The following is a 17,492-nucleotide window of genomic DNA, read 5'->3' as shown; positions in this document are numbered from 1 at the left end:
CGCCGACTTTATCAATATCCCGGCTCGACCCGGATCGCGTGGAAATTCCGACCATGCTCTGGCAAAGACTCACCGAAACGCTCTGCTACGCCGCGTAAAATGGGCAAAGTCGAGCTTAGGAGACACGCGCTTAGGGGGGCCGGCGAATGGATGCAACGTTGGGATCAGGCCGGCAAGAGAGAAAAGAGGGAATGACGAGTCTGATTCCTCTCTTTGAAGGGCTGCGAGCGCTGATTCAAAGTTGAACCTTACCGAGTCACCGCGCGGCGCACATGTCCATGCGAGCGGTGCCGCGAGAGGCGGTTTCCGGGCTTAACGATTTGTTAAGGATTTCCGCCGGATTCCGGCGCGCGGTTCCGCGAGCTCCTGATTATCCCCGGAATTCACAGCGTCCCAACGATTCCCTTTACCGCTTGTCCACGCTTTCGCGCCTGTGGACGGCCGGTCGGGCGCGGGATCGGGTGAAAGCCGAATCTCGTCGGGGACAGACGCGGGTCCCGCACTGTCCACAACCCTATTCACCGACTATAAAACGCTCGGACTTCGAGCGGGGGAACACCATTGGGCCGCAGCTATTTTCACCTTCATCTCGTGTCCGATTCGACCGGCGAGACCCTGATCGCCGCGTCGCGCGCCGCCTCGGCCCAGTATCAGGGGGTGGCTTCGATCGAGCATGTCTATCCGCTCGTCAGAACGCCCGAGCAACTTGATCGGGTGATCGCGGAAATCGAGAACGCGCCGGGAATCGTTCTGTTCACTCTGGTCGATTCCAATCTGTCGAGGCGGCTGGAGGAAAGCTGCGAGGCGTCCGGTTCGCCTTGCCTCAGCGTACTTGGGCCGATCCTCAATCTGTTCAAGTCGTATCTCGGACAGAATTCGACGCCGCGCGCCGGCGCGCAACACATGCTCAATGCCGACTATTTCAAGCGCATCGACGCGTTGAACTATTCGATGATGAGCGACGACGGTCAATTGCCGGAGAATCTCGAACACGCCGACATCGTTCTGGTCGGCGTGAGCCGCACCTCGAAGACCCCGACAAGCATCTATCTCGCCAACCGCGGCTACAAGACCGCCAATATCCCGCTGGTTCCGCAAGTGCCTTTGCCGCGCGGCCTGTTCGACCTCCGTCATCCCCTGATCGTGGGCCTCGTCGCCTCCGCCGACCGTATCGTCCAGATTCGCCAGAACCGGCTGCTGTCGCTCAATGCGGATGCGCAGACGGAATATGTCGACCGGGTGGCGGTTGCGGAGGAAATCGCCGCGTCACGACGCCTGTTTGCCGAGCGGACTTGGCCGGTCATCGACGTCTCCCGGCGGTCGATCGAGGAGACGGCCGCGGCGATTCTCGACCTCTACCGCGCCCATCGCCTCAAGTTTATCGCCGAGGGGTGAGCATGGCGCGCCTTACCGCTGATCCGTCGGAGCCCATTGTCTGGGCGGGGGCTCAGCCTCTTGTGCTTGCCTCAAAGAGCGCGAGCCGGCGCGCGCTGCTCGCCGCTTGCGGTCTCGAGCCCGACCCGCTCCCCGTGGACGTCGACGAGCGCGCACTGGAGGAGCGGCATTTCGCCGCGGGCGGTTCGCTGGAGGCGCTTGCTGAGGCACTCGCCCGCGCTAAGGCTTTGGCGGCGAGCGCCTTGAGACCCGACGCGTACTGTCTTGGCGCAGATCAGACGCTAACCGTAGGGACGCGACTCCTGCACAAGGCCCGCGACTGGGCCGAGGCAGCGCAGTCTCTCGCAGCGCTCGCCGGCCGAGCGCATCGGCTGACCTCCGCCTTCTGCGTCGCGCGAGCCGGAACGCCCCTCGTCGTCGACTCGGATGCGGCTCAACTCACGATGCGCACGCTCGACGAGGGGGAGATCCGACGCTATCTCGATTGTGCTGGGCCAAGGGTTCTCGCTAGCGTAGGCGTCTATCAGCTTGAAGGACTCGGCGTGCATCTATTTGACCGGGTTCAGGGCGATCACTTCACGATACTCGGGCTGCCGCTCCTGAAAGTGCTGGCTTGGCTGCGGAGCGAAGGACTGCTTTCCTTATGACGATATCCCGCAGACGATTGAGGGCCGGCGTGGCGGGATGGCCGGTCGCGCACTCGCGCTCGCCGCTCATTCACGGCTACTGGCTCAGTCGCATGGGAATCGACGCCGATTACGAGCGGTTTCCCGTGCCGCCCGGCGTCTTCGCCGAGTTCGCCGACCGGATCGGCCGGGACGGGCTCGTCGGGTCGAATGTCACGGTTCCGCATAAGGAGGCGGCCTTTGCCGCCTGCGACCGACCAACGGCGGTGGCGGAGGCCCTCGGCGCCGTCAACGTGCTCTGGCGCGAGAACGGTCTCTTGTGCGGCGACAACACGGACGTCGCAGGTTTTGTGGCGAATCTCGACGAATCGGCGCCGGGATGGGAAGAGCGGCGCCGATCGGCGGTCGTCGTCGGCGCGGGGGGCGCGGCCCGGGCGATCGTTCATGGACTTGCCATCCGCGGATTTGAGCGCATCCTGGTGATCAACCGCACGCTGAGCCGCGCTCAGGCGCTGGCCGGCGCCTTCGGAGCCCCCGTCGCCGCCGCGCCGTGGGAAACGCTCGCGGAGGCCTTGCCGGCCGCCGATCTCCTCGTCAACGCCAGCACGCTCGGCATGGCCGGACATCCGGCCCTGGCCCCCGACGTCGGAGCGCTGCCGGAGCACGCCGTCGTGGCGGACGTCGTCTACGTCCCGCTCCGCACGCCGTTGATTGAGGCGGCGCGCGCCCTCGGCCTACGGACCTCGGAGGGGCTCGGGATGCTGCTCCACCAGGCCGCGCCAGCGTTCGAGCGCTGGTTCGGCCGGCGGCCGGCGGTCACGGGCGAGCTGCGCGCCTTGGTGGAAGCAGATGTCAGGGCGCACGAGGCGAGGCCATGATCGTCGCGGGCTTAACGGGCTCGATCGCCATGGGCAAGTCCACTGCGGCGGCCATGTTCGCCGAGTTCGGCGCGCCGGTTTTCGATTCGGACGCGGCCGTGCGCGCTCTTTATTCCGGAGAAGGCGCGAAAGTCGTCGAGGCAGCCTTTCCCGGAGTCGCCGTGGACGGTCATGTCGATCGCGACCGCCTGTCGCGGATCGTCCTGAACGACACGACGGCGCTCCGCCGGCTCGAAGACCTTATCCACCCGGCCGTCGCGGCGATGCGCGGCGATTTCTTGTCGCGCGCGATCAACGAAGGACGCCGGATCGCGATCGTCGACGTGCCCTTGCTGTTCGAGACCGGCGGCGACGCCGCAGTCGATCTCGCCGTCGTTGTGAGCGCGCCAGGCGCTCAGCAGCGGGCGCGGGCGCTCGCTCGGGAAGGGATGAGCGAGGGGAAGCTCGACGCGATCCTCGCACGTCAGATCAGCGACTCGGAGAAACGCCGCCGGGCGCATTTTGTCATCGAAACCGGCGGAAGCCTGGAGCGGACCCGCGCGCAGGTCGCCCAATTCCTGCGCGCCGCAGTCGGGCTGGAAGGACGCAAGACTCGATATGCGTGAGATCGTGCTCGACACCGAAACGACCGGCCTCGACCCGAAGGACGGCCACCGGGTTCTTGAGATCGGAGCCGTCGAGGTCGTCCATCAAACCCCGACCGGACGCGTCTTCCATCACTTGATCAACCCGGAGCGCGACGTTCCCGAAGACGCCGTCAGGGTGCACGGCCATACCGCGGATGGTCTTAAGGACAAGCCGATCTTCGCCGCTCTGGTCGAAGACTTTTTAGCGTTTGTCGGCGACGCCCGGCTCGTCATTCACAACGCCGAGTTCGACATGCGCTTCGTCAATGCGGAGCTCTTGCGCCTCGGACTCGAGCCGATCGGCATGGAGAGGGTGGTCGATACCCTGGCGCTCGCCAGGAAAAAGCACCCGGGCCAGCCGAACAGCCTCGATGCGCTGTGCGACCGGTACCGGATCGATCGAACGAAGCGTGTGATGCACGGGGCCCTGCTCGACGCCGAGATTCTGGTCGAGATTTACGGCGAGCTCACCGGCGGCCGCCAGCGGTCGTTGTCATTCGACGAGCGGCGCGAAACCGGCCCATCAACCGCAGGACCGGCGGCGCGCCCGTTCGCCCCCCGCGCGCCGCGCCGCGCGCGCCTGCTGGCCGAAGAAGCGGTTGCGCACGGGACCCATATCGCCACGCTCGGCGAAGGCGCCCTGTGGCGTCTTTACCAAGGCCATGATGTGCTTCGAACGGGAAGTTGAGCCTATGCAGGTTGGGCCTGCTGCTGCCCGCCGGCGGCCGCGAGACGCTGCAGATAGAGCGCGTGGAAGTCGATCGGATCGATGAACAGCGGCGGATAGGAGCCGCCGCGGACGGCGTCGGCAATGATCTGGCGCGCGAACGGGAACAGCAGGCGCGGACCCTCGATCATCACGATCGGCTGAACCTGCTCAGCCGGGAAGTTTTCGATGCGGAAGACGCCGGCGTAGTTGAGCTCGAACTTGAACAGGGTGTCGGCACCTTGGCCCGCCCCGCCTTCGAGCATCAGGCTGACCTCGAAATCGGTCGGGGCGAGCTGGCGCGCGTTGACATTGATCTGGACGGACAGATTGGGCCCGGATTGCTGTGGGCCGAGCGTGCGAGGGGCGTTCGGGTTCTCGAAGGATAGGTCCTTCGTATATTGCGCCAGCACCGTGAACCGGGGAGTCGTCTGGGGGACTTCTGCGCCGTTGCCGTTTTCATCAGGCATTTTTGTCGTGCTCCTTCGTCCGCCAAGCCCGAGCGCCCCGAGGCCGCGTTTCGAGCAGTCTGAATTGTCGTGCGGCGGTCGCCTATCACGCCGGTCCTGGACAAACAAGCAGTCGCGCGCCGGCCTTGGGCCGTCTCGCTATCTCGCAGGCGGCCATGCGAAATCATCGGCGCGGCCTGCTGGCGGACTTGGGGCGGAGCCGGCCGGCGCGGCGTAAACCTGCTGCGCGAGGGTCCTGATTGCGCCCGCATCGGTTGCATTGACCAGCGCGCCCCCGGGCGACGTGGGGCGGGCGGTCAGGGAGACGACAGGGCCGGCCAGCGGTTTCGGCGCCGGCGCTGCGGCGCCTGGACGCTCCGAGCCTGCGCCCAACTCGCGGCGAATCTCTTCGTTCACCGCCGAGGCTTCCTTTTCGACGTCCGGAGGCAGTGCGGCGAAATTGTCCTGAGGCTTTGACTTCTCCAGGTCGCGCCGGATGTCCGGTTCGAGAACCTGCGCGAGCTTGCGGGCGCCGGTCTTGGTGAAATAGATGCCGCCCGCCCCGTTGCGCAGTTTTGCGTTTTGGCCTTCGACGTCGGGGCCGAAGGCGGCGAATTGGCCGTTCGCGTCGGCGAAGGCGTCCCAGATGTCGATGTAGGTCGCACCGTCCTTGCCGGCGTGGTCGCGATAGATTTCATTCAGCGCCGTCGCCTGGACGTTCAGGCGGTCGTCTCGCATCGGCGGCAGACCCACCCACAAAACCCGAATATGCGCGTCGCGGAATGGCGCGAGCAGGGCGTCGATCCTTTGTCCATAGGCCGCGCGCCATTTGTCGGAAAGCAGATCGAGCGTCTCGTCGCCGTCTTTCAGCGGCTGCACGTCGTTGATGCCCATCATGATCACCGCGACGTCGATGTTCGTTTTGGCCGCGATGAGGTCGCGCGCCGCTTTGGGCCAGTCGTAGTAGTCGTTGCGCGCAAGGCCCGAGACGTCCCGCGCCAGATCGGTCACCGCGACCTCCGGCTTGTCGGCGAAGGCGTCGCTCAGGCCCTGCGCGGCAAGGATCGCCAAGCTGTCGCCCAGCACGGAGATGAAGAAGGTCGGTTTGACGACAGGTGCGCCGCCCGGCGTGCCCGGCGCGCGCGTCGCCGTCGATGGGACGAAGTCCTGTCTCTTCCGCACCGCCTTGTGCGCGCGTTCTCTGAGCGAGGCATTCGACGCCGCAGGGGGAGGCGCGGGACGCGCGCCGAAGTTGAACAGGTTTTGCAGGAAGCCGCCCAAGCCTCCGGCGTTCTGCGCCTGCGATGCGGGCGCCGCGAGCAGGAGGCCACAGAGCGCCAACGCCACGATCGAACCCAACCGCAGCCAGAGCGCGGATGCAGATCCGCCTCGGATCGCGCGCTTCGCCTTGAGCGGCGGGATTCGCCTCATCGACCGGCCTCGATCCGCTTCACCAGTCCGAGGTCGGCATAGCCGTCGGGCGGCAAGCCGTTCCGCTCCTGATACTTGCGGACAGCTGAGCGCAGCGCGTCCCCGACCATGCCGTCGACCTCGCCGGGATCATAACCCATTTTCTTCAGCCTGACTTGCAGATCGCGCACCTCATTGGGCGTGAGCACCGCACCCGCTCGCGGCCAGGACGCGACAAGGCCCGTTCCGCCGGCGATTACGTCGCCGAGCAGGGCGACGCCGAGCGCATAAGCGGTCGAGGAATTGTAGGCCCTGATGACGTCGAAGTTCTTCGTGACGAGGAAGATCGGTCCTTTGAGCCCGGCGGGCATGAAGAGCCGTCCGTCTCCAGCGGGCGGCAGCGGCTTCCCGTCCGCGCGCACGACGCCTCGGGCGGCGAGACTGGCGAAAGGGGCCGCCGTCGCCGAGTCTGCGTCGGCGAGGACGAATCCTTTCGGGAGGGCGACCTCGAACCCCCAAGGAAGATCGCGCGCCCATCCATTCAACGCCAGAAAATTCGCAGTCGAGCCGATGGCGTCCGCCTCGTTCGACCAGATGTCGCGTCGGCCGCCTCCGTCGAAATCGACGGCATAGGCGACGAAGCTCGACGGCATGAATTGCGTCTGCCCCATGGCGCCCGCCCAGGACCCGACCATCGCCCGTGGCGCGATGTCGCCCTCCTCGAGAATCGTCAGCGCGTTCAGGAGCTCGTCGCGGAAATATGCGCCGCGGTAGTGGACGAAGGCGAGGCTTGCGAGCGAGCGGACGACGTCGAAGGTCCCGGGCGATGCGCCATAGTCGGTCTCGAGACCCCAGATCCCCATGAGGATCCCGGCGTCCACGCCGTAGATCCGGTTCGCCTTTTCGAGCCAGGACGCGGCCGCGCGCGCCTTGTCGCGGCCGCGACCGATCCGGTCGGGCGCAAGGGCGATCCCGACATAGTCCCAGATCGGAGCGGTGAACTCGGCCTGGCGCGTCGTCTCCGCAACGATCTTCGGGTCGTAAGTAACGCCGGCGAAGGCGCGATCGAACGTCTGGCGCTTGACGCCGAGCGTCTCCGCCATCGGCCACAAAGAGGCGACGAAATCGGCGAAGGCGCGGTCGCGCGGCGAGGGCTTGTAAGTCGACGCGGGCGCGGCGAAGGCGAAGACGCCCGAAAGGGTGAGGATCGCGCTCGCCCACACGAAGACCCGGAAACCCCTTCGGAACGGCGCGCCGCGAATCCCGTCGTGAGGCATGACCCCTGCTTTCCGATGCTCGGGCGGAGGACGCCGAGACAGAAGCATACACCAGGAATGACGCGCCGGGACCGCTCTTCGTTGCAAGGAAGAGAGCTATTCCTTGATGTCGTCCGGCCTGGGCATGGAAATGATGTTGTAGCCGGCGTCGACGAAATGGATCTCGCCTGTCACGCCTTCCGAAAGGCTCGACAAGAGATAAAGCGCCGCCCCGCCGATGTTCTCGATCGTCACCGTCCGCCGCAGGGGGGAGTGGGCGCGCTGGAAATTGAACATGAAGCGCGCGTCCGCGATCCCTGCGCCCGCGAGCGTGCGGATCGGGCCCGCGGAAATCGCGTTGACGCGGATATTGTCGGGGCCGAAGTCGGCGGCGAGATAGCGCACGCTCGATTCCAGCGCCGCCTTGGCCGCGCCCATGACGTTGTAATTCGGCAGGACCCGCGTCGAGCCGCCGAAGGTCAAGGTCAGCATCGCCCCTCCGGAGGGCATCAGCGCCGAGGCGCGCTTGGCGACCTCGGTGAACGAGAACGCCGAGATGACCATCGTCCGGACGAAGTTCTCCCGGGTCGTATCGGCGTAGCGGCCCTTCAGCTCGTTGCGGTCGGAAAAGCCGATGCAATGGACGAGAAAATCAATCGCGCCCCATTCTTGCGACAGGCGGGCGAAAACCGCCTCCACGGAAACGGGGTCCTCGACGTCGCACGGAGCAATCAGCGTCGATCCGAGGCTCTCCGCCAGCGGCGTCACCCGCTTGCCGAGCGCATCGCCCTGATAGGTGAAAGCGAGCTCCGCGCCTTCTGCCGCCAGGGCCTTGGCGATCCCCCAGGCGATCGAGTGATCGTTGGCCACGCCCATGACGAGACCGCGCTTCCCATTCATGAGGCCGGAGGACATCGCTCGCTCTTCAGGTTTTAGGGGGTGGACAGGGCGTTCGGGTCAGGCGTCGATATGCTTGAAGACGAGCGTCGCGTTGGTGCCGCCGAACCCGAAAGAATTGGAAAGAACCGCGCGCAAGCTGACGTTGTCCCGTCGCTCCCGGACGATCGGCATGTCGGCGAAGGCCGGATCGATCTCGTCGATATGCGCGCTTTCGCAGATGAATCCGTTGCGCATCATCAGGAGCGAATAGATCGCCTCGTGCACGCCGGTCGCCCCCTGCGAATGACCGGTCAGCGACTTGGTCGCCGAAATCGGCGGGCATTTCTCGCCGGGGCCGAACACTTCGCGCAGAGCTTCGATCTCCTTGACGTCGCCGACCGGCGTCGAGGTCGCGTGCGGGTTGATGTAGTCGATCGGGATTTTCACAGTCGCCAGCGCCTGGCGCATGCAGCGCGCCGCGCCCTCGCCGGAGGGGGCGACCATGTCGTGTCCGTCCGAAGTGGCGCCGTAGCCGACGATCTCGCCGTAAATCTTGGCGCCGCGGGCTTTCGCCCGTTCATAGTCCTCGAGAGCGAGCACCCCTGCGCCGGCTGAAATCACGAAGCCATCGCGATTCCTGTCATAGGCGCGCGAGGCGCGCGCGGGCGTGGCGTTGTAGGCCGACGACATCGCCCCCATCGCGTCGAACAGGACCGACAGCGTCCAGTCGAGCTCCTCGCACCCCCCGGCGAACATCACGTCCTGCTTGCCCATGAGGATCTGCTCGTAGGCCGCGCCGATGCAGTGATTGGAGGTCGCGCAGGCCGAGGAGATCGAGTAGCTCACGCCCTTGATCTTGAACCAGGTCGATAGCGTCGCCGACGCGGTCGAGCACATGGCCTTCGGCACCGCGAACGGCCCGACCCGCTTTGGCCCCTTCGCCCGGGTGACGTCGGCGGCTTCGACGATCGCACGGGTCGACGGGCCCCCCGATCCCATGATGATCCCGATCCGCTCGTTGGAGACCTCATCGGGCTGAAGGCCGGCGTCGACGATCGCCTGTTCCATTGCGACGTGATTCCAGGCGGTGCCGCCGCCGTGAAACCGCATGGCGCGGCGATCGACGACCTCCTCTGCGATGAGCGTGGGCGCGCCATGGACCTGGGAGCGGAATCCGAGCTCGGCAAATTTCTCCGCCCGCGTGACGCCAGACCTGGCGTCATGAAGGCTCACGGTGACTTCCTGGGCGTTGTTGCCGATCGAAGAAACGATGCCCATCCCGGTGACGACGACGCGTCTCATACCAAACTCTCCATGATCGCGCGTCGGGGCAGGCTCTGCTCTCAGGCTGACGCGGGAATAGCTGGGCTGAAGAGGCCGACCCGCATGTCCTTGACGTCGTAGATGCGCCTGCCGTCGGCCTCCAGCCAGCCATCAGCGATGCCGAGAATGAGCTTGCCCTTGAAGACGCGCTTCATGTCAACACCATAAACGACCTTCTTGACGCTCGGAAGCACCTGATCGGCGAACTTCACCTCGCCGACGCCGAGCGCGCGCCCGCGCCCGGGCAGGCCGAGCCAGCCCAGAAAGAAACCGGTAAGCTGCCAGAGCGCGTCGAGTCCGAGACAGCCCGGCATCACCGGGTCGCCCTTGAAGTGGCAGTCGAAGAACCACAGCGTCGGCTTGATGTCGAATTCGGCCCGCACCTCGCCCTTGCCGTTGGCGCCTCCGGTCTCCGAAATCCCGGAGATGCGGTCGAACATCAACATCGGGGGCAGGGGCAGCTGGGCGTTCCCAGCGCCGAACAATTCTCCCCGCCCGCAGGCAAGGAGGTCCTCATAGGTAAAACTGCTGCGCCGATCTGCCATTTCGCGCCGTCTGCCATTCGGGGCCGCGGCGGCGAGACGCTCCGACCCTTTTCGCGGCTTCGTAACATAAGCGCTCTATGATCGAAAGCGCGGCGCAGTTCCATAGCGTTTTTGTGGCGCCTGATGCGCGGCGGCCACATCTTGGCCCGCGCGCGCAAACCAGAGCGGTTCGGTACGGGCCGGGAAACGTGCTTCTCAAAGCGCGAGAGGCGCGGCGAGTCAGTCCGGCGCGGCGTAAGCCGGACCGATCAGGCCCTGCTCGGTGACGACGACCCAGTTCGGGCCCTGGCGCTCGACCCGCTCGATCCGGCCGGCGCCCGGCAGGTAGTCGCCGGGACGCACGGCGCGCTCGCCGTAGCGGCCGCCGACCAAGGCGATGTCGCCCTGCGCTCCGAGCACGACATAGCCACGCAGAACCTGCCTCGGCCGGTCGATCGACCCGGTCGGCTCCATCGAGACGTTGGCGTTGAATCTCGGCGCTGGCGCTGGGGGAGGAGCGGCCTGTATCGGCTGCGCCGTCGGCGTGGGCTTCTTGTCGAGCTTGTCCAGCCGCGCCGCGAGTTCGGCTGTGGTTGCGGTCGCCTCGTGATCGACGCGTTCGCCGAGCTTGTCGAGCTTGGCGCCCTGCTCGCGGTCGAGCTTCTCCACCCTTTGCGTCAGCTGCGCGATCGCCGCGCCCAGCTCGCGCGACGTCGCCGCGGCGGTCTTCATGTCGCCAACCGACCGGCGCAGCTCTGCAAGCTCGTCGCGGCCTTTGGCGCTCTCGACCGCCTGCAGCCGCACATTGAGCGCCGAGACGGTCTGAGCGAGCTGGGCGTTCTCCTGGGCCCGCTGGGCGAGGAGATCGGCCTGCTGGCGATGATCGACCACGATGAAGGTCGCCGCGCCGAGGCCGACGACGGCGAGCGCCAGCGCCGCCGCGGCGGCGTAACGACGCCGGAGCGAGCCGGGCCGCGAGGCGGTCCGGGCGGCGCCGTCCGATTTTTCCCGATACGGAGGCGGAAAAATGATGGGCAGCCCGGCGGGGCGCTCGTCGGCCGCGCGGCGGGCGACGGCTTGCATTGCGTCGTCGGAAGGGGTGAACTCGGACTGTTCCCTTGCGGCGTTCTCGCCTGAATTCTCCCGGCCGCGCGCCTCGTCGGCGGCGTTCGGATCTCGGTCTTCGTGGTCGCTCATCTCGGGTCGCCCGGGCTTCACGGATTTGTGGTTGGATTGTCCGACCGGGGGATTAAGGAACCGTTGACCATCGGGCAGGGCGCAGGAAGGTTTACGTCATGACGGTGATGAAATTCGGAGTCGGCCAGCCCGTCCGGCGCGTTGAGGATGATCGGCTGGTCCGCGGCGAGGGACGCTACACGTCCGACCTTGCGCCGGAGAACGCCCTTTTCGCCTCCTTCGTCCGCAGCCCGCACGCGCACGCGCGCTTCGTCGTCATGGACCGCGAGGCCGCCGCGGCGGTCCCCGGCGTCGAGGCCGTCTACCTCGCATCGGACTTCGCCGATCTCGGCGACCTGCCGTGCCTTGGTTCCGTGGCGAACGCGGACGGTTCGAAGACGCCGCTGAAGCCCTATCCGGTCATGGCTGCGGACGAGGCGCATCACGTCGGCGACATCGTCGCCATGATTGTCGCGCAATCGGAGCTCGCCGCCAAAGACGGCGCGGAGCGTCTTCCGATCGATTGGGCGCCGCTTCCCGCCGTCGTCGACGCGCTCGATGCGCTGCGGCCCGAGTCCGTCGAGGTGTTTTCGGGCGCGCCGGGCAACGTCGCCTTCGACGCCCACATCGGCGACAGGGCGAAGACCGACGAGGCCTTCGCCGCGGCCGCGAACGTCGTCAAGATTACGATCGTCAATTCGCGCGTCGTGGCCAATTACATGGAGCCGCGCGGCGCCGTCGCGTCTTGCGACGCGGAGGACGGCCGCCTGACCCTCGCCGTCGGCAGCCAGGGCGTCCATGGCCTCCGGGACGTTATCGCCGGCAAGGTCCTGAAGATTCCTCCGGAGCGGTTGAAGGTGACGACCGGCGATGTCGGCGGCGGCTTCGGCACGCGGATTTTTCTCTACCGCGAATATCCGCTTCTCCTCGCGGCTGCGGAGCGGCTCCGCAGGCTGGTCCGCTGGCAGGGAGACCGGTCCGAGCATTTCGTGGGGGATACGCACGGACGAGACAATGTCGCGACGGCGGAAATGGCGCTCGATCCGGGGGGCCGGTTTCTCGCCTTGCGCCTCGACGTGGTCGCCAATCTCGGCGCCTACCTCTCGCAGTTCGCTCCCTACGTGCCGTATCTTGGCGCAACCATGGCGACCGGTCCCTACGCCATCGACGCGCTGTCGGCGCGGGTGCGCGGCGTCTACACTCACACCGTCCCCGTGGACGCCTATCGCGGCGCAGGCCGCCCCGAGGCGGCTTACGTCCTCGAACGGCTGGTCGACCGCTGCGCGCGCGAGCTCGACCTGTCTCAGGAGGCGATCCGTCTCCGCAACTTTGTTCCGTCCCACGCAATGCCCTACCAGACACAGACCGCGCGGACCTACGACGTCGGCGATTTCGGCGGCGCGTTGACGCGCTGCGTCGAGAAGGCCGACGTCGCCGGCTTCGAGGTCCGGGCGCAAGACTCGAAGCGGCGCGGGATGCTTCGCGGCCTCGGCGTGGCGAGCTACATCGAATGCACGGCGATGGGGGCAGGCGAGGCGGACACGTCGCTCTTCTTGGAGAAGGACGGGACCTTGACCCTGCTGATCGGGACCCAGTCGACCGGCCAGGGGCACGAGACGGCCTACGCGCAGGTGGTCTCCGAGCAGTTCGACGTCCCGCTCGATCGGATCCGGGTGGTGCAGGGGGACTCCGACCGGATCGCGAGCGGCGGCGGCACGGGCGGGTCGCGCTCCATTCCGATCGGCGCGGTGACGACGGCGCGCGCCGCGCGGGCGCTCGCCGACTCGCTCACCGACCTCGCGGCGGACCGGCTGGAGGCGGCGGCGGCCGATCTCGAGATCGTCGATGGACGGTTTCGCATCGTCGGCACGGACCGGTCGGTCAGCCTCGCCGAGATCGCCCTCCTGCCGGCCGCAACGCCGGACAGGCTCAGGGGCGCGGGATCCTATACTCCGGACATGGCGACCTATCCCAACGGGACACATATTTGCGAAATCGAAATCGACCCGGAAACCGGCGTCGCACGGCTGCAGCGCTACGCGATCGTCGACGATTTCGGCGCGACCCTCAACCCGCTCTTGCTCGAGGGGCAGGTCCACGGCGGCGTCGCCCAGGCGGTCGGCCAGGCGCTGATGGAGCGCACGGTTTTTGACGGCGACGGACAACTCCTGACCGCGAGCTTCATGGACTATTGCATGCCTCGGGCCGACGATTTCCCGCCGATCGCTTTCGAGACGCGCAACGTTCCTTCGACCACCAATCCGATGGGTTTCAAGGGCGCGGGCGAGGCCGGATCGATCGGCGCGACCCCAGCGGTCGTCAACGCCGTCGCCGACGCGCTCTGGCGCGCCTACGGGATCGCCGATATCGATATGCCCGCGACTCCGCAGGCGGTCTTCCGCGCGATTCGCGGCGCGGAAGCGTCGAAGCGCCCCACGTCGTAGAATAGATCGAAGAGCGGAGGAAGCGATGAGGATGACAGGCAAGGGTTCGGCTGCGATCGTGGGCTTGGCGTTGAGCGCGGGCGTCGCGCTCGCGGCATCGGGAGCGGATGCGATCAAGGAGCGGCGCGCGCTCATGAAGGAGAACGGCGAGGCGACGAAACCGATCGTCCCAATCCTGAAAGGCCAAGCCCCGTTCGACCTTGCGGCGGTGCAGAAGGCCCTGAAGACCTACCTCAACGCGGCGGAGAAGATGCCCGCCCTGTTCCCGCCGGACAGCAAAACCGGCGACACCCACGCCTTACCGGCGATCTGGGAGAACACAGCGGACTTCGACGCCCGGTTCAAGAAGCTGGGAGACGACGCCACGGCTGCGCTGACCGAGGTCAAGGACGAGGCCAGCTTCAAGGCGACCATGCCCAATTTTTACAAGAATTGCGGCGGCTGCCACGAGAAATATCGAGAGAAGGAAAACTGATCGTCGGGCCGTCGAATGACCGCGGGAAGGAGCGCGCTCGCGGTCGGGATCGGAATCGTCGTCGCGGCCATGGCCGCGGCGGGCTGGGTCTTGACCGCGCCCCGCCCGGTCGACCCGCAAACCGCTCGCGCGGTGTCCGAACCGGGCGATCCGGCGGCGGGAAAGATCGTCTTCTTCCTGGCCGGATGCGACTCTTGCCACCTATCGCCCGGTCAGAGCGATCCGACGCGCCTCGGCGGCGGCCAGGAGCTGAGGACGCCGTTCGGCTCCTTCTTCCCCCCGAACATCTCGCCCGATCGGGCCGACGGGATCGGCGCCTGGTCCGCGGTCGACTTCGCCAATGCGTTGATGGCCGGCGTCTCGCGGGATGGCCGACATCTCTATCCGGCCCTTCCCTATCCGTCCTATGCGCGGATGTCGGTCAAGGACGTCCGCGACCTGTTCGCTTTCCTGCGAACCGTCCCGCCGGTCTCCGGACGGACGCCGCCCGACGCCTTGGCTTTCCCGTTCTCGATTCGGAAAGCGGTAGGGTTCTGGAAGCTCCTTTACATGCCGGCGATCGCTCAGCCGCTCGCTGAGGATCCGACGGATCTCGAGTCGCGCGGGCGCTACCTCGTGGAAGGGCCGGGCCATTGCGGCGAGTGCCATTCCCCGCGCACGTTTCTCGGCGGCGTGATCGCCTCGCGCCGCCTGACCGGGGCGCCCCTTCCCGACGGCAAGGGCAAAGCGCCGAACATCACGGATGGTGGCCTTGCCGACTGGTCCGAGAGCGACATCGCCTATGCGCTGTCGACGGGGCTTACGCCGTCGGGCGATTCGCTCGGCGGCCCGATGGCGGCGGTGGTCCGCAATCTCGCGCAGGTTCCAGAGCAAGACCTGGCGGCCATCGCCCATTACCTCAAGACGGTGAAGCCCGGCGGCGACTCCTGAAAATCCGCCTCAGGCCGCGGCGACGGCGTCCGAGCGGATGCGCTCGATCATCGAACGGACGCCGTTGGAGCGCTGCGGCGTAAGATGCTGCTCGAGCCCGAGCGCGCGGAACGTCGCCATCGCGTCCGTCTCGACAATGTGCTTCGGGGTCTGATCGGAGTACAGCGCAAGAGCGATCGCGATGAGTCCGCGCACGAGGTGGGAATCGCTGTCGCCGCGATAGTGAAGGACGGTTTCGCCGGCGGCGTTCCGGCGAAGTTGCTTCTCGAGCCAGACCTGGCTGACGCAGCCGCGCACCTTGTTCGCGTCGTTGTGGGCCTCCGGGCTCAGCGGCTCCAGTTCGTGGCCGAGTTCGATGACATAGCGATATCGGTCCTCCCACTCGTCGAGAGACGCAAAATCCTCTTGTATCGTGTCGAATTCGGTCACCGGCGCCTCACAAAACTCGCTCGACGGCGAGTATAACGGCCTGAGACCCCCGGTGGCCAGCGTCGCTAGTTCGCTCGGCTCTGCGGCGGTTTGCGCGGCGGCGCCTTGTCCTTCGCTCCTGAGGATTCGCTGGCCGCGGCGACGCGATCGACCACGCCGAGTGCGGCGGCCGCGGTGAGGGCCTTACGCAGGTCTTCTACGCGTCGGCGGCAATCCTCGGGCGCGCCCTGGGCGCAGGCGGCGAGCGGGTTCGCATCGGCGAGGTTCGGCGCGGGAGCGGAAATCAGCGAGCCGAAGTCGAGCGGCATCGCACTGTAAACCAGCCCCAGCCAGAAGATGCTTCGTGCGATGAAGCCCATGCTCGTCTCCGATGCCGATAGGGTAATCGGGACACAAGAACGAACTTTCGATAAGCGACGTCAAATTGACGGCGCCGTCGTAGCGCTTCGTTAACCGGAGCAGCTCGCGATTCACCGAAGCTTAACCATCGCGCGCTTCGCCGAAGCGAATTCGTTGCGGAAGTCTCAACCTTAGCGTTGGGTTAAGGCGCGGCTACGATGTTTATCGACACGAGAACGCGCGCCCTCGGGCTGCGTTCCGACGGCAGATCGGAGAGACGACCGATGATCGAAGCGCTCGCGCGTATCCGCAACGACTCCGTCCTGTCGCGGCCGGGCAAGAAGGCCGAGCGCCGTCTTGGCCTGCTGCGGCGCGTGATGGAACGCCTGACGTCGCTGCCGCCGCGCTTTTACATCGGCGCCATTCTGTCGGCGCTTCTTGTCGGGATCGGCGTGAACGCGCTCGTTCTCCAGCGCGAGCGGCATCCGGCGCCGTTGTTCGCACCGGCGCCGCAGAAGATCGCCCCGCCGGTCCCGTCCGCGCCAGCGCTACCGAAGACCGCGGCGCCGGTCCCGTCCGCGCCGACACCGCCGCCCGCCCCTGCGGCGATCGCGCGCGAAGCGCCGCCGGCCGCGGCGCCGCAGCCGCCCGACCGTCCGGCCGTCGGCGACGCGGCCGCCCCGCGCGCGCCCGACGCCATCGGCGAACTTCTCCGCGGCGGCGAGGCGCCGCCCGACAATTCGCGTCTGGTGACGGCGGCCCAGGCGGCGCTGGCCAAGCTCGGCTATCCGGTCAAGGCAGACGGGGCCCAGCGCGCGGCGACCGACCAGGCGGTGCGCGAGTTCGAGCGCGCGCACAACCTTCCCGTCACCACGGAGATTACGCCCCGTCTTGTCAAGCAATTGAACGCGGCGGCGCGGGCCTCCGCCCACTGAGGTGAGGCTCAGGTCCGACATCTGGGTCGCGGCCTATCTGCGGCGGCGAAACGCCGACGGTTCGATCGCTGTTCTCCGCCGCAGGGGCGCGGCCGAAGCCGGGGCGATCGTGGTCAAAATCGACCGGCTCGACGGCCGCGCGGCGCTTTATGGCCCTGCGCCCCAATCGCTGGCGATGGACCTCCCGCGAGGCGTCGACAGGCTTTTCACGCGCATGCACGAGCCGGAATGGATCGACCCGCTCGAGGCCGAGCAGCGGCTCGCGCGGGAGGTCCGGTTCGACTCCGATCTTTGGATCGTCGAGGTCGAGGATCGCGAGGGCGAGCCGCTGCTCGATCTTGCGCGCTGACTGGGGCCGCCCTGGGCGCTCGTTCGAGTCCGCTGAGCCCGCCAGCTCATCAAGAGCTGCATGCGCTGTGTCATTAACTCTCCACTCGCTTTGCCATTAAGACGTCTGAAAGCGTTGATGGATAGTTTTGCGACGTCTCGGTCCCCCATGCCGACGTTGAAATAGGGTATAGAAGTCCCGACCAGGAGTACGATGAATGATCAAGGCCATCCGAAAGTTCTTCAGCGACGAATCCGGCGCCACCGCAATCGAGTATGCGTTGATCGCATCCCTCATCGCTGTTTTTATCATTACTGCTGTTCAAACCGTGGGAACGAAAGTCAGTACGGTGTTCGGCGAAATC

20 protein-coding genes are annotated in these 17,492 nt (G+C 66.7%); 11 read left to right on the top strand and 9 right to left on the bottom strand.

Going from position 1 to position 17,492, the window contains the following annotated elements; genetic code table 11:
* The first annotated feature begins 561 nt into the window (after positions 1 to 561).
* Genes ACLP25_RS12750 through dnaQ form a run of 5 tightly spaced genes read left to right on the top strand, consistent with a single transcriptional unit; the run spans position 562 to position 4,213 of the window.
* Positions 562 to 1,395, top strand: a complete 834-nt coding sequence (locus ACLP25_RS12750) for a pyruvate, water dikinase regulatory protein (RefSeq protein WP_442469562.1) — start codon at positions 562 to 564, stop codon at positions 1,393 to 1,395.
* Positions 1,396 to 1,397: 2 nt separating this feature from the next.
* Complete coding sequence (locus tag ACLP25_RS12745; RefSeq protein WP_442469561.1) at positions 1,398 to 2,042, top strand: Maf family protein; 645 nt, start codon at positions 1,398 to 1,400, stop codon at positions 2,040 to 2,042.
* On the top strand, positions 2,039 to 2,899 hold the full coding sequence (locus ACLP25_RS12740; protein WP_442469560.1) for a shikimate dehydrogenase: 861 nt from the start codon (positions 2,039 to 2,041) through the stop codon (positions 2,897 to 2,899). The genes ACLP25_RS12745 and ACLP25_RS12740 overlap by 4 nt, the downstream gene beginning before the upstream one ends.
* Positions 2,896 to 3,504, top strand: coding sequence for a dephospho-CoA kinase (gene coaE, locus ACLP25_RS12735; protein WP_442469559.1), 609 nt, complete (start codon positions 2,896 to 2,898; stop codon positions 3,502 to 3,504). Before ACLP25_RS12740 ends, coaE begins: the two co-directional genes overlap by 4 nt.
* On the top strand, positions 3,497 to 4,213 hold the full coding sequence (gene dnaQ / locus ACLP25_RS12730) for a DNA polymerase III subunit epsilon (RefSeq protein WP_442469558.1): 717 nt from the start codon (positions 3,497 to 3,499) through the stop codon (positions 4,211 to 4,213). The genes coaE and dnaQ overlap by 8 nt, the downstream gene beginning before the upstream one ends.
* A 2-nt stretch (positions 4,214 to 4,215) precedes the next feature.
* On the opposite strand, the gene secB is transcribed toward dnaQ, so the two are convergent.
* The 7 genes from secB to ACLP25_RS12695 form a co-directional block, all read right to left on the bottom strand.
* On the bottom strand, positions 4,216 to 4,701 hold the full coding sequence (gene secB / locus ACLP25_RS12725) for a protein-export chaperone SecB (RefSeq protein ID WP_442469557.1): 486 nt from the start codon (positions 4,699 to 4,701) through the stop codon (positions 4,216 to 4,218).
* 138 nt (positions 4,702 to 4,839) lie between these two features.
* On the bottom strand, positions 4,840 to 6,111 hold the full coding sequence (locus ACLP25_RS12720) for an SGNH/GDSL hydrolase family protein (RefSeq protein WP_442469556.1): 1,272 nt from the start codon (positions 6,109 to 6,111) through the stop codon (positions 4,840 to 4,842).
* Positions 6,108 to 7,367, bottom strand: coding sequence for a lytic murein transglycosylase (locus ACLP25_RS12715; protein WP_442469555.1), 1,260 nt, complete (start codon positions 7,365 to 7,367; stop codon positions 6,108 to 6,110). The genes ACLP25_RS12720 and ACLP25_RS12715 overlap by 4 nt, the downstream gene beginning before the upstream one ends.
* 96 nt (positions 7,368 to 7,463) lie before the next feature.
* A complete protein-coding gene (fabI, locus tag ACLP25_RS12710; RefSeq protein WP_442469554.1) occupies positions 7,464 to 8,261 on the bottom strand; it encodes an enoyl-ACP reductase FabI in 798 nt (265 codons plus the stop codon).
* A 42-nt stretch (positions 8,262 to 8,303) separates the two neighbouring features.
* Positions 8,304 to 9,527 carry a beta-ketoacyl-ACP synthase I gene (gene fabB / locus ACLP25_RS12705; RefSeq protein WP_442469553.1) on the bottom strand — a complete coding sequence of 408 codons (1,224 nt, stop codon included), beginning with the start codon at positions 9,525 to 9,527 and terminating at the stop codon, positions 8,304 to 8,306.
* Positions 9,528 to 9,568: 41 nt separating this feature from the next.
* Positions 9,569 to 10,093 (bottom strand): 3-hydroxyacyl-[acyl-carrier-protein] dehydratase FabA, encoded by a 525-nt coding sequence (gene fabA / locus ACLP25_RS12700; protein ID WP_442469552.1) that lies wholly within the window; start codon positions 10,091 to 10,093, stop codon positions 9,569 to 9,571.
* Between the two features lie 219 nt (positions 10,094 to 10,312).
* The gene (locus ACLP25_RS12695; RefSeq protein ID WP_442469551.1) at positions 10,313 to 11,269 is read right to left on the bottom strand and encodes a hypothetical protein; all 957 of its coding nucleotides are present in this window, start codon (positions 11,267 to 11,269) and stop codon (positions 10,313 to 10,315) included.
* Positions 11,270 to 11,367: 98 nt separating this feature from the next.
* Here ACLP25_RS12695 and ACLP25_RS12690 point away from each other — a divergent pair, with 98 nt between their 5' ends.
* Genes ACLP25_RS12690 through ACLP25_RS12680 form a run of 3 tightly spaced genes read left to right on the top strand, consistent with a single transcriptional unit; the run spans position 11,368 to position 15,097 of the window.
* Positions 11,368 to 13,692 carry a xanthine dehydrogenase family protein molybdopterin-binding subunit gene (locus tag ACLP25_RS12690; RefSeq protein WP_442469550.1) on the top strand — a complete coding sequence of 775 codons (2,325 nt, stop codon included), beginning with the start codon at positions 11,368 to 11,370 and terminating at the stop codon, positions 13,690 to 13,692.
* A gap of 25 nt (positions 13,693 to 13,717) precedes the next feature.
* Positions 13,718 to 14,167, top strand: coding sequence for a c-type cytochrome (locus tag ACLP25_RS12685; protein WP_442469549.1), 450 nt, complete (start codon positions 13,718 to 13,720; stop codon positions 14,165 to 14,167).
* A gap of 15 nt (positions 14,168 to 14,182) precedes the next feature.
* Complete coding sequence (locus tag ACLP25_RS12680; RefSeq protein ID WP_442469548.1) at positions 14,183 to 15,097, top strand: c-type cytochrome; 915 nt, start codon at positions 14,183 to 14,185, stop codon at positions 15,095 to 15,097.
* Between the two features lie 9 nt (positions 15,098 to 15,106).
* On the opposite strand, the gene ACLP25_RS12675 is transcribed toward ACLP25_RS12680, so the two are convergent.
* Together ACLP25_RS12675 and ACLP25_RS12670 are read right to left on the bottom strand one after the other, a co-directional pair.
* Positions 15,107 to 15,526, bottom strand: coding sequence for a SufE family protein (locus ACLP25_RS12675; RefSeq protein WP_442469547.1), 420 nt, complete (start codon positions 15,524 to 15,526; stop codon positions 15,107 to 15,109).
* 65 nt (positions 15,527 to 15,591) lie between these two features.
* Complete coding sequence (locus tag ACLP25_RS12670; protein ID WP_442469546.1) at positions 15,592 to 15,885, bottom strand: hypothetical protein; 294 nt, start codon at positions 15,883 to 15,885, stop codon at positions 15,592 to 15,594.
* A gap of 264 nt (positions 15,886 to 16,149) precedes the next feature.
* Here ACLP25_RS12670 and ACLP25_RS12665 point away from each other — a divergent pair, with 264 nt between their 5' ends.
* The 3 genes from ACLP25_RS12665 to ACLP25_RS12655 all read left to right on the top strand — a co-directional run.
* On the top strand, positions 16,150 to 16,800 hold the full coding sequence (locus ACLP25_RS12665; protein ID WP_442469545.1) for a peptidoglycan-binding domain-containing protein: 651 nt from the start codon (positions 16,150 to 16,152) through the stop codon (positions 16,798 to 16,800).
* A gap of 1 nt (position 16,801) precedes the next feature.
* Complete coding sequence (locus ACLP25_RS12660) at positions 16,802 to 17,149, top strand: DUF1491 family protein (RefSeq protein ID WP_442469544.1); 348 nt, start codon at positions 16,802 to 16,804, stop codon at positions 17,147 to 17,149.
* Between the two features lie 196 nt (positions 17,150 to 17,345).
* Positions 17,346 to 17,492, top strand: a 147-nt coding sequence (locus ACLP25_RS12655) for a Flp family type IVb pilin (protein ID WP_442469563.1), incomplete at its 3' end; no start/stop codon positions are given.

The sequence above is a fragment of the Roseiarcus sp. genome (genome assembly GCF_052145395.1).
Lineage (GTDB): Bacteria > Pseudomonadota > Alphaproteobacteria > Rhizobiales > Beijerinckiaceae > Roseiarcus.
This window is presented reverse-complemented; position numbering and strand designations above follow the sequence as displayed.

What these genes read in the sequence shown, in the direction of transcription:
- ACLP25_RS12680 (WP_442469548.1), top strand. Translation starts at nt 14,183, where the DNA reads ATGACCGCGGGAAGGAGCGCGCTCGCGGTCGGGATCGGAATCGTCGTC.
- ACLP25_RS12665 (WP_442469545.1), top strand. Translation starts at nt 16,150, where the DNA reads ATGATCGAAGCGCTCGCGCGTATCCGCAACGACTCCGTCCTGTCGCGG.
- ACLP25_RS12715 (WP_442469555.1), bottom strand. Translation starts at nt 7,367, where the DNA reads ATGCCTCACGACGGGATTCGCGGCGCGCCGTTCCGAAGGGGTTTCCGG.
- ACLP25_RS12695 (WP_442469551.1), bottom strand. Translation starts at nt 11,269, where the DNA reads ATGAGCGACCACGAAGACCGAGATCCGAACGCCGCCGACGAGGCGCGC.
- ACLP25_RS12670 (WP_442469546.1), bottom strand. Translation starts at nt 15,885, where the DNA reads ATGGGCTTCATCGCACGAAGCATCTTCTGGCTGGGGCTGGTTTACAGT.
- ACLP25_RS12720 (WP_442469556.1), bottom strand. Translation starts at nt 6,111, where the DNA reads ATGAGGCGAATCCCGCCGCTCAAGGCGAAGCGCGCGATCCGAGGCGGA.
- secB (WP_442469557.1), bottom strand. Translation starts at nt 4,701, where the DNA reads ATGCCTGATGAAAACGGCAACGGCGCAGAAGTCCCCCAGACGACTCCC.
- dnaQ (WP_442469558.1), top strand. Translation starts at nt 3,497, where the DNA reads ATGCGTGAGATCGTGCTCGACACCGAAACGACCGGCCTCGACCCGAAG.
- fabI (WP_442469554.1), bottom strand. Translation starts at nt 8,261, where the DNA reads ATGTCCTCCGGCCTCATGAATGGGAAGCGCGGTCTCGTCATGGGCGTG.
- ACLP25_RS12745 (WP_442469561.1), top strand. Translation starts at nt 1,398, where the DNA reads ATGGCGCGCCTTACCGCTGATCCGTCGGAGCCCATTGTCTGGGCGGGG.
- coaE (WP_442469559.1), top strand. Translation starts at nt 2,896, where the DNA reads ATGATCGTCGCGGGCTTAACGGGCTCGATCGCCATGGGCAAGTCCACT.
- fabB (WP_442469553.1), bottom strand. Translation starts at nt 9,527, where the DNA reads ATGAGACGCGTCGTCGTCACCGGGATGGGCATCGTTTCTTCGATCGGC.
- ACLP25_RS12690 (WP_442469550.1), top strand. Translation starts at nt 11,368, where the DNA reads ATGACGGTGATGAAATTCGGAGTCGGCCAGCCCGTCCGGCGCGTTGAG.
- ACLP25_RS12740 (WP_442469560.1), top strand. Translation starts at nt 2,039, where the DNA reads ATGACGATATCCCGCAGACGATTGAGGGCCGGCGTGGCGGGATGGCCG.
- ACLP25_RS12685 (WP_442469549.1), top strand. Translation starts at nt 13,718, where the DNA reads ATGAGGATGACAGGCAAGGGTTCGGCTGCGATCGTGGGCTTGGCGTTG.
- fabA (WP_442469552.1), bottom strand. Translation starts at nt 10,093, where the DNA reads ATGGCAGATCGGCGCAGCAGTTTTACCTATGAGGACCTCCTTGCCTGC.